Here is a 9,827-nt window from a genome sequence, read left to right on the forward strand (position 1 = left end):
CGAGCAGCGCCTGTTCATCGCCGACAGCGGCCATGATCGCGTGCTCGAATGCGGCCATGACGGACGCGTGCTGCGCGTGTTCGGCAGCGGCAATGCGGGGTACGCCGATGGCGTTCCTGCGCTCGCCTGCTTCCGCCAGCCACATGGGCTCGCGCGCAGGGGCAATGCACTCTATGTCGCCGACGCCGGCAATCACTGCGTGCGGCGCGTCGACCGCGTCAGTGGCGAGGTCGATACCGTGCTCGGTACCGGGCGCGCGGGCCGTTCGCGGCCCGTCGCAGCGGAGCCGACGGCGACCGCACTGAATACACCGCTCGGCCTCGCGGTGGCCGGCGACGACCTGTTCGTCGCCGTCGCGGGCCAGCACCAGCTCTGGCGTTTCGACCTTGCCGCCGGCCTCGTGTCGGTGCTCGCCGGTACCGGCGACCTCGGCCTCGCGGACGGCGCCGGCAACGAGGCTGCGTTCGCGCAACCATCCGGGCTCGCGGCGATCGGCCGCGAGCTCCTCGTCGTCGACGCGGCCTCGTCGGCGATCCGCGCGGTCGACGTCGACAGTGGCCGCGTCGACACCGTGCTCGGCCGCGGGCTCTACGCGTTCGGCGATGCCACCGGCACGCGCGCCGAGGCGCGCCTGCAGAACCCGCTCGCGCTGGCGACCGACCCGCGCGGGCTGCTCTATGTCGCCGACAGCTACAACGATGCGATCAAGCTGGTCAGCCGGCGCAGCGGCGAAACACGGCCGCTGCGCATGGCGTACCCGCTGCGCGAGCCGCAGGCGCTCGGCGTCGCGCGCAATACGCTGTGGATCGCCAACACGAACCAGCACGAGATCCTCGCGATCGACCTCGCGAGCGGCGCGCTGCGGCGCGTGCCGGTCGGCGAGACCTGAACCGCCTGCGCCATCCGCGGTCCGTAGGGTGGATGGCGGCGGCGCGCAATCCCTGATGGACGCGAGGCGTGCCACCCGCGAGTCCCACCGTCGCCGAGCGGCCAGCCGCCTGCGCGCGTCCTCGCAAGGCCGACATTCACGCGCGGGCGCAATACACTCCGAGGATGTCATCCGTTTCCGCCCCACCGTTCGACGGCAAGACCTTCGTTCGTACCCTGACCGGCGCGCCCGGCGTCTACCGCATGTTCGACGCCGACGACGAACTGCTCTACGTCGGCAAGGCCGGCAACCTCAAGAAGCGCGTCGGCAGCTATTTCCTCAAGCCGAAGATGGACCCGCGCATCGCCGCGATGGTCGGCCAGATCGCGCGCATGGAGACCACGGTCACGCGCACCGAGGCCGAAGCGCTGCTGCTCGAGGCGCAACTGATCAAGAGCCTCAAGCCGCGCTACAACATCGTCCTGCGCGACGACAAGAGTTACCCCTACATCCATCTCACCGCCGATCCCGCGCGCGCGGCGCAGGACCCCGCGGCGCCGCCGTCCGAGCGCTTTCCGCGACTCGCGTTCCATCGCGGCGCGCGCAGCGGCAAGGGCCGCTATTTCGGGCCGTTCCCGAGCGCGGGGGCGGTGCGCGAGAGCCTCGACCTCATCCAGAAGCTGTTCCGCATCCGCAACTGCGAGGACAGCTACTTCCGCAACCGTTCGCGCCCGTGCCTGCAGCACCAGATCGGCCGCTGCACGGCGCCGTGCGTGGGACTCGTCGCAGCGGAGGACTACGCCGCCGACGTCCGCCACGCCGAGATGTTCCTCGACGGCCGCGCGGGCGCCGTCATGGACGAACTCGTCGCGACGATGGAGCGCCTCAGCGCCGACCTCGCGTTCGAGCGCGCGGCGGTCGTGCGCGACCAGATCGCGGCGGTCAAGCGCGTGCAGGCGCGCCACTACGTGCAGGGCGCGAGCGCGGACATGGACGTGATCGCCTGCGCGATCCGCGGCGGCATCGCCTGCGTCAGCGTGCTGTTCTTCCGCAACGGCGTCAGCCTCGGCTCGCGCGACTTCTTCCCGCGCCTCGCCGGCACCACCGACGATGCGGCAATCCTCGGTTCGTTCATCGCCCAGTACTACCTCGAGCGGCCGGTGCCGGCCGAGCTGATCGTGAGCCACGCGCCCGAGGACGCGGGGCCGCTCGCCGAGGCGCTCGCGGGGCATGCGGGCCACGCGGTCGAGATCAAGGCGAACGTGCGCAGTGACCGCGCGCGCTTCCTCGATCTCGCACGGCGCAACGCAGACGCGGCGCTCGCCTCGCGCCTCGCAAGCCGGCAGACCATGCTTAACCGCTTCGAGGCGCTGCGCGACCTGCTCGAGCTCGACGAGACGCCGCAACGCATCGAGTGCTTCGACATCAGCCATACGATGGGCGAGGCGACGGTCGCCTCGTGCGTCGTGTTCGGCCCCGAAGGCCCGGAGAAGTCGCAGTATCGCCGCTTCAACATCACCGGCATCACGCCTGGCGACGACTACGCGGCGATGCGCCAGGCGCTGCAGCGGCGCTTCCGGCGCGAATCGGCCGCGGCATCGGCCGCACTCGCGCAGGAGCCTACGGCCGCGGGCGGGCAGGGCGAAGCCGAAGCGCCGCCGCCCGCGGCGCCGGCCAAGCCGCCGCTGATGGCGAGATTGCCGGACCTGCTGCTCATCGATGGCGGCAAGGGCCAGCTGCAGCAGGCGATCGACGTGCTCAATGAACTCGGCCTCGAGGGCGTCCCCGTCGTCGGCGTCGCCAAGGGCGAGGCGCGCCGCGCCGGCGACGAAACCTTGATCGTGGGCCGTTCCGGCCGCACGCTGTTCCCGGGCCCCGAATCGCCGGCCTCGCACCTCGTGCAGGCCGTGCGCGACGAGGCGCACCGGTTCGCGATCACCGGCCACCGCGGCCGTCGTGAGAAGGCGCGTGAAGCGAGTACGCTGGAGGAAATTGCCGGCGTCGGCGCGCGCCGGCGCGCGGCGGGGCTCAATCACATCGGCGGTCTCGGCGGCCTGTCGAAGGCCGGCATCGAGGAACTCATGCAGGTCAGCGGAATCAGTAGACAGCTGGCCGAACGCATTTACGCGACCTTCCACGGATGACACCACCCGACCGACCGATGCACATCACGATCCCGACCGCGCTGACCCTGTTCCGCATCCTGCTCCTGCCGGTGATGGTGATCGTGTTCTACGCGCCGTTCCATGGCGCCAACATCGCCGCGGCGCTCATCTTCATCGCCGCGGCGATCACCGACTGGCTCGACGGCTGGGTCGCGCGACGCTGGAACATGGGCTCCGCATTCGGCGCGTTCCTCGACCCCGTCGCCGACAAGCTCATGGTCGCGGTCACCCTGTTCCTGCTCGTGCAGGAGAACCCGACGCCGCTGATGGCGATCACCAGCGCGGTGATCGTCGGCCGCGAGATCAGCATTTCGGCGCTGCGCGAGTGGATGGCCGAGATCGGCCAGCGCGCGACTGTTCGCGTCGCGGCGATCGGCAAGATCAAGACGGGAATGCAGATCGTCGCGATCGTCGTGCTGCTCTACCAGCACGACCTCGAAGGCCTTCGCCTGTTCCACGTCGGCGAGTCGCTGCTGGTGATCGCGGCGGGCCTCACGATCTGGTCGGGCCTCTTGTACGTGCGCGCGGCGTGGCCGATCCTGCGCCAGCAGCGCTGATGTGCATTCGCGAACATGCATGCGCGAAAGCAACGCTTGACACCCGCGCGCCAAACCGTATTATGCGCGTCCCACGCGGGAATAGCTCAGTTGGTAGAGCACGACCTTGCCAAGGTCGGGGTCGCGAGTTCGAGTCTCGTTTCCCGCTCCAGTTTCGGATGAAGCCCCGGCACGCCGGGGTTTCGTTTTTCTGCCGGACGTCGCAAGATGCACGGCGCACGTGATGCGAAGAACGCCACGGCTTGGTGGCAGAGTGGTCATGCAGCGGACTGCAAATCCGCGTACGCCGGTTCGATTCCGACCCAAGCCTCCACCACGTAGCGCATCCGCGCCGCGGTGGCCAAGACAACCCGCAGCGATGCGGGTTTTTTTTGTGCCTGCGATGCGCGCAGGACTGGCAGCGGGCAGGACGGTCGACGACGGCGGCAACGCGGGGCCACGCGCGCGGTCATCGCGCGCAGGCGCTACCATCGTGTTTGCGCTGCCCGGATGGCGAAATCGGTAGCCGCAAGGGACTTAAAATCCCTCGACCGCAAGGTCATCCCGGTTCGAGTCCGGGTCCGGGCACCACTCCAGCGATGCATGTGGATCGCGCATCCGACGCGACGGCAACCGGATGTGATTGGTCGGGCCGCACTGCGAGTGCATCTCCGAATCGTCATCCCCGCGTGAAAGCCGACGCGGCTGGATTGCGTAGTCCTGCGAGGATGACGAGTCTGCGAACTGCGGTGCGATCGCGTGCAGGCCTTACCGCTTGCGCGACGGCTTCTCGGCTGCCTGTGCCTCTTCCAGGCGGCGCAACGCTTCCTTCTTGCCGATCGTGCGCAGCGCGGCGATCGCCGCCACCTGGTTCGCGCGCGGCACGGTCTTGCCGTGTTCCCAGTTGTAGACGGACTGCATGCTCGCGCCGAGCAGGGTCGCGAGTTGGTCGGCGGAGAGGCCGAGGCGCGCGCGCAGCGATTTGAATCCCTTCGCCGAAAAACGGTTCTTCACTTCGGTTTCGCCGGTCTCGGCGGCCACCTGGGAGGCTCCCGCAGCGCGCTTGGACAGTTGCTTGTTCTGGCGCTGCAAAGTGGCGATTTCGCGTTTCAGAGCGGCGATGTCGCGGCGATGGGCGGTGCTGGACTTGCGCAGCGCGCCGATTTCACCGCGGATTTCCTTGCGGGCGAGGCGAGTGATTTCCGCTTTGAGGAACGTGGCGATATTGGGCATCTTTGAGTCTCAGGGAGGAAGGTCTTGCACCGGCTAGCATATCCGCAAGTGGCTAAATCGCGAAAACGGGCGTGCCACGTCGCGGCAACCGGAACAACATGTGGCTCGAATCGCGCTGCGCGGCGGGGGCCGAGCGGTTCTGGATGCTCGCGGCGACGAACCCGGTCTACCGAATATCCGCCGAAAATGACCTGTGAGCGGATCGACACCCGGACTGTGGCCTGGCGCACCGTTCATCTACGTGGACAACCGTTACAGTCCGCCGCCACCGCGACGCTCTCGCGCGGGGTCTGGGGAGAGGGAGTCCACATGTTGCCATTCAGGAATGTCCGCAGGCTGTTGCGCCTTGCGGTAATGCTCGTGTGTGCCGTGCCGACCGCGTCCGCCATTGCGCAATCGCATCGGCCCGATGTGGTGTTCCGCCACGGTTTCGAAGATATCGCCGCAGGACCGCTGGACGACGCGGAGGCGTCGCGCTTCCTTGCACAGGCGACGTTCGGTCCAACCGATGCCGACATCGCGCACTTGCGCGCGATCGGCTACCAGGCCTGGCTGAACGAACAGTTCGCCGCGCCGCCGAGCCTCGAGATGACCTACCTCGACTGGGTGGACAATACGCTGCACGAGCAGGTCGGACACCAGAACCGGCGTGAAGCGTGGTTCCTCGCCGCGCTCGGCGGGCCGGATCCCGCCAACAACGCGCTCATCCATACCGACCAGCTGCGCCAGCGCATCGCTTTCGCGCTGAGCGAGATCCTCGTCGTCTCCGACCAGAATGCCCAGCTCGCCGAGTTCCCGGCGAGCATCGCGTACTACTACGACATCCTCGTCTCGAACGCGTTCGGCAACTACCGCACGCTGCTCGAGCAGGTGACGTTGAGCCCCGCGATGGGCACGTATCTCAACATGCGCGGCAACCAGCGCGCCGATCCCACGCGCAACATCCATCCGGACGAGAACTACGCGCGCGAGATCAACCAGCTGTTCAGTATCGGCCTCGTCATGCTCAAGCCGGACGGCACGCCGCAGCTCGACGGAGGCGGCCACCCGATCCCGACCTATTCGCAGGCGACGATTTCCGCGTTCGCGCACGTGTTCACCGGCTGGAACTGGTACGACTGCGACGACAACGGTTTCGACAACTTCACCGATTGCGGTCCCGACTACACGACCGGCGAGAACTGGCTGCACCCGATGGTGCCGTATGACCAGCCCAATCATCCGCAGAGCGGCGACCCGAGCTACCACGACAACGGTACCGGTCCGAACGACCTGCACTCCAAGCAGTTGCTCGTCTATCCGGGTGCGCAGGCGGGCGGCGTGCTCGCCGACGGGGGCTCCGCGGCGAGCGACCTCCAGTTCGCGCTCGACAACATCTACGGCCATCCCAATGTCGGGCCGTACATCGCCAGGCAGCTGATCCAGCGCCTGGTGACGAGCAATCCGAGCCCGTCCTACGTCAAGCGCGTGGCGGACGTGTTCAACGCGAACCGCGCGAGCCCGAACCAGTTGCGCGCGGTGGCGCAGGCTATCCTGCTCGATCCGGAAGCGCGTTACGGGCATTTCTACAGCGACACCTACGGTAAGTTGCGCGAACCGCTGCTCGCGCTGACGCACTTCTGGCGCGGGATGGACGCGCGCCACACCTGCGGGCGCAATTTCACCCAGGGCTCGATCCAGTATCACTACGCGAACCAGCCTTACCGCTACGCCGGCTACGTGACCGCGTGGGGCACGGACGACGACCAGTACGGCTCGGGCATCGCGCAGGCGCCGATGAACGCGTTCTCGGTGTTCAACTTCTTCAAGCCGAGTTACCTGCCGCCGGGCGAGATGACCGCGGGCCAGCTCGTTGCGCCCGAGTTCCAGTTGCAGACCGAAAGCGTGATCGCCAACACCGCCAACAGCGTCGAAGGCCGCGCGTTCTATTTCGACGTCGCGCAGGTCTGCGATGCCGGTGACGACTTCGGCGAAGTCAAGGTCGATCATGCGAAGGATCTCGCACTCGCCGGCAGCGGCAGCGGCGGCGCCGCCGACCCGGCCGACCGGCTGGTGGATGCGTACAACAAGCGGTTCATGTCCGGGCAGATGTCGCCGTTCATGCGCCAGACCTTGTTGACGTACCTCGACCGCATCGATTCGAGCTGGAACGACGGCGTGAGCGACTGGCGACTGTGGCGCGTCCACACCGCGCTGTACCTGATTTTCAATTCGCCCGAATACATGGTCCAGAAGTAGGAGCCGCCATGCGTACCGATCGTCGCAAGTTCATCCGGGACACGATCTGCGCCGCACTCGGCGGCGTGAGCATGTATTCCGCGCTCGGCGGCATGAAGTTGCTGCAGGCCGCCGTGCATCGCAACGACTACACGTTCCCCGACTACAAGGCGCTTGTCTGCGTCTTCCTGTACGGCGGCAACGACAGCTTCAACACGATCGTGCCGATCTCCGGCACGGCGCGCACGAACTACCAGCTCGTGCGACCGAACCTCGCCTTGCCGACCGCGGGCCTGCATGCCCTCGACGCGCCCGCGAGCGGTGTCGGCAGCCCCGGCGACGGCAGCAGCTACGGCCTGCACGCGTCGATGCCCGAGCTCGCCGCGCTCTTCAACGCGAACCACACGGCGATCGTCGCGAACGTCGGCGCGCTCGTGCGGCCGACCACGAAAGCGGAATACCAAGGCGGAGCCGCGGTGCTGCCGCCGCAGCTCTTCTCGCACGCGGACCAAGCGGCGTACTGGCAGTCCTCGCCGCCGTCGAACGCACCGGTGACCGGCTGGGGCGGCCGCATCGCCGATTTCGTCGCGAGCGCGAACCCGCCCGACATCCCGATCCTCACGTCGCTCGGCGGCCAGGACGCGTTCGTGCGCGGCGATTCCGTCGCGGGTTACGTGATGAATTCGTACGGACCGAACGTGATCGACTTCCCGTACGAACTCAGCGGCAACGGCGCGCTGCGCACGGCGTTCGATGCGCTGCATGCGCAGGGGCAGGCGAATATGCTCGAGCGCACGTTCGGTAATGCGATGCGCCATTCGGTCGCGACCGCGTCGTTGCTGCGCTCGACCCTGTCCGCATCCGGCATGCCCGACTTCGACGGGTACTTCACCGGCGCCGGCGAGATCGGCGAGCAGCTCGAAACCGTGGTCAAGCTGATCTGGGCGGCGAACAACGGCGTCTCCGGCTACACCGGCCTCAAGCGGCAGGTGTTCTTCGTCACCGGCGGCGGCTACGACACGCACGGCGACCAGCTCGCGACGCAGGGCGAGCTGCTCGTCGGCCTGTCGAGGGCGCTCGCAGGCTTCCACGCCGCACTCGCTTCGGTGAATCTCGCCGACCGCGCGACCGCGTTCACCGCGTCCGACTTCGGCCGCTCGCTGTCGAACAACGAGGATGGCAGCGACCACGGCTGGGCTTCGCACCAGTTCGTCGTCGGCGGCGCCGTGGATGGCAAGAAGTTCTACGGCGACAATCTCGCCGGCACGGGCTCGGCGCAGATGCCGAGCCTCGCGCCGTCGGCGCAGAACCCGAACGACGGCGGGTATGGCCAGATGATCCCGACCACGTCCGTGGAGCAGTATTCGGCGACACTCGCGAAATGGTTTGGCCTCACCGACGGCGACATCGACCTGATCCTGCCCAACCTCGGCAACTTCAACACGCGCTACCTCGGCTTCGTCTGAGGCCGCATCGGTGCCGGCCGCGGTGCTCGTTCGGGAGCATCGCGGCTTACGCGCCGCACGCGCCGGAAACTGGCGAAACGTCTACCAGAGACAGTGCGCCCGCAATGGGCGCCGTCGACCCTCGGCCCGTTTTCACGGTTCCCGCTCCTCGGCCCTGAGCCCTAGAACGCCAATACCCACAACAACCCCACGTTGACCACCAGCAGCCCGACCGCCGTCGGCAATTGCTGCCGTATCACCGCGTACTGGTCCGGCAACTCCAGCAGCACGACCGGAACGATGTTGAAGTTCGCGGCCATCGGCGTGAGCAGGGTGCCGCAGTAGCCGGTCAGCATGCCGATCGCGCCGAGCACGGCCGGATGCGCGCCGTGGCGTTGCACGAGCAGGGGCAGGCCGATGCCGGCCATGAGCACGGGGAAGGCGGCGAAGGCATTGCCCATGATCGCCGTGAACAGCACCATGCCGAGGGTGAACGCGGTTAGGCAGGCGAGGCGGCTGTCGGTCGGGATCACCGGCGCGACGAGCGCGGCGATCGCGTCGCCGACGCCGGTCGCAGCGAACACGCTGCCGAGCGTCGCGAGCAGCATCGGCAGCAGCGCGGCCCAGCCGAGCGCATCAAGCACGCGATGGCCCTCGTGAAGGCCGGCGCCGACGCGCGCGCCCGTCACGCGCAGACCCACCGCGAACGCGACGACGCTCGCGATGCCGAGCGCGACCAGGGTCGACTGCTTCGCGTCGATGAGCGCGCGCAGCGGCGCTGGCCCGTACTGCGCGGCGAGCGCGACGAGGAGCGTGACCAGCGGAATCAGCAGCGCCGGGCCGAACAGCCGGTTGCCCAGGCGTGCCGCGTCGCCCCGACGCGTGACTTGCGCCGCCGCGTCGTCATCGGAGGGCCGGCGCCGGCTCCACGCGGCCATCACGCCGAGCGCGATCACGCCCACGCCCATTGCCTGCGCGGGCCATGCCGTACCCGCCTTGTACGAGGCGAGGATCGCGTCGCCGACGAGGAACGGCAGCGAGAGGATCGCCCAGAACGCGGCCGTCGCATGACGCCGCTCGCGCACGTCGGCGATCGCGGCGAACACCAGGAACGCGCCGAGCAGCAGGTAGACCGGTTCAAGCGTCAGCATCGCGCCTCCGTTCGGCGTCGCGGCGCAGGCTGCGGTGGAACCAGGCGATGCGAAGCGCGTGGATCACGAATGCGGCGATCGCCGTCGGCAGCGCCCACAGCGCGATCGCCATCGGTTCGAGCGCGATGCCGTGGCCGGCGTAGAACCCCTGGATGAGCAGCACGGCGCCGAATGCGAGGAACACGTCCTCGCCGAAGAAGCGTCCGATGTTG

7 protein-coding genes, 3 tRNA genes and 1 pseudogene are annotated in these 9,827 nt (G+C 68.1%); 8 read left to right on the forward strand and 3 right to left on the reverse strand.

What is annotated here, in order from left to right:
* From ACTHK2_RS14395 to ACTHK2_RS14420, 6 genes and pseudogenes are all read left to right on the forward strand, one after another.
* A pseudogene (locus ACTHK2_RS14395) lies at positions 1-889 on the forward strand (hypothetical protein); the annotation flags it as partial.
* 164 nt (positions 890-1,053) lie between these two features.
* Entirely contained in the window at positions 1,054-3,012 is a 1,959-nt protein-coding gene (uvrC, locus tag ACTHK2_RS14400; protein ID WP_440246408.1) for an excinuclease ABC subunit UvrC, read from the forward strand.
* Positions 3,013-3,029: 17 nt separating this feature from the next.
* Positions 3,030-3,590 (forward strand): CDP-diacylglycerol--glycerol-3-phosphate 3-phosphatidyltransferase, encoded by a 561-nt coding sequence (pgsA, locus tag ACTHK2_RS14405; protein WP_440246409.1) that lies wholly within the window; start codon positions 3,030-3,032, stop codon positions 3,588-3,590.
* A gap of 75 nt (positions 3,591-3,665) precedes the next feature.
* A tRNA-Gly gene (locus tag ACTHK2_RS14410) sits at positions 3,666-3,741 on the forward strand.
* An 88-nt stretch (positions 3,742-3,829) separates the two neighbouring features.
* A tRNA-Cys gene (locus tag ACTHK2_RS14415) sits at positions 3,830-3,903 on the forward strand.
* Positions 3,904-4,073: 170 nt separating this feature from the next.
* A tRNA-Leu gene (locus ACTHK2_RS14420) sits at positions 4,074-4,160 on the forward strand.
* Positions 4,161-4,337: 177 nt separating this feature from the next.
* On the opposite strand, the gene ACTHK2_RS14425 is transcribed toward ACTHK2_RS14420, so the two are convergent.
* Positions 4,338-4,802 (reverse strand): helix-turn-helix domain-containing protein, encoded by a 465-nt coding sequence (locus ACTHK2_RS14425; protein ID WP_440246410.1) that lies wholly within the window; start codon positions 4,800-4,802, stop codon positions 4,338-4,340.
* Positions 4,803-5,111: 309 nt separating this feature from the next.
* Between ACTHK2_RS14425 and ACTHK2_RS14430 the strand changes: the two genes are divergently transcribed.
* Positions 5,112-7,040, forward strand: a complete 1,929-nt coding sequence (locus ACTHK2_RS14430; protein ID WP_440246411.1) for a DUF1800 domain-containing protein — start codon at positions 5,112-5,114, stop codon at positions 7,038-7,040.
* An 8-nt stretch (positions 7,041-7,048) separates the two neighbouring features.
* The gene (locus ACTHK2_RS14435; protein ID WP_440246412.1) at positions 7,049-8,485 is read left to right on the forward strand and encodes a DUF1501 domain-containing protein; all 1,437 of its coding nucleotides are present in this window, start codon (positions 7,049-7,051) and stop codon (positions 8,483-8,485) included.
* A 161-nt stretch (positions 8,486-8,646) separates the two neighbouring features.
* On the opposite strand, the gene ACTHK2_RS14440 is transcribed toward ACTHK2_RS14435, so the two are convergent.
* Positions 8,647-9,615: a DUF979 domain-containing protein gene (locus ACTHK2_RS14440; protein WP_440246413.1), complete on the reverse strand. Its 969-nt coding sequence runs from the start codon at positions 9,613-9,615 to the stop codon at positions 8,647-8,649.
* The coding region (locus ACTHK2_RS14445) for a 5-oxoproline transporter, DUF969 family subunit (RefSeq protein ID WP_440246414.1) at positions 9,602-9,827 on the reverse strand (226 nt) is incomplete at its 5' end. The genes ACTHK2_RS14445 and ACTHK2_RS14440, both read right to left, overlap by 14 nt.

Origin of the sequence: Dokdonella sp., from assembly GCF_051958935.1 — a bacterium.
Lineage (GTDB): Bacteria > Pseudomonadota > Gammaproteobacteria > Xanthomonadales > Rhodanobacteraceae > Dokdonella_A.